This window comes from Neisseria sp. P0009.S007 (genome assembly GCF_051962515.1).
The window spans coordinates 1-371 of record NZ_JBQCVF010000950.1 but is presented as its reverse complement, the minus strand read 5'-3'; the positions used below and the strand labels follow the sequence as shown (position 1 = coordinate 371).

1 pseudogene is annotated in these 371 nt (G+C 50.7%); it reads left to right on the top strand.

The features are described 5' to 3' along the window. Window positions 1-371 (top strand): annotated as a pseudogene (locus tag ACTHS3_RS17260) (hypothetical protein); the annotation flags it as partial.

Below are 371 nucleotides of genomic sequence, written 5' to 3'. Positions count from 1 at the left end.
AACAACAGAAAGAGCTGGCAGCGCAAGAGCAAAAAATCAACAATGAATTGGCTTATCTGAAAAAACTGCAAGCCAATATCCAAGCTTCATTGCGTCAACAAGGCGTAACCAATACCGCCGAACAAGCCGAAAGCCGCCGTCAAAACGCGCAAATGGCCAAAGAAGCGCAAAAGAAAATCAACCACAGAGAAAACGAGCAACGCCTCAACAATCTCCTGAAAGATTTGGAAAAACGCAAAGCCGAGCAACGCAAAGCCGAAGCAGAAGCGCGTAAAAAAGCTGCCGAAGCCCGTTTAGCCGCTGCCGAAAAAGCCCGCAAAGAGCAGGCTGCCGCCCAGCAAAAAGCCGAAGCCGAACGCGCCGCCATGTCC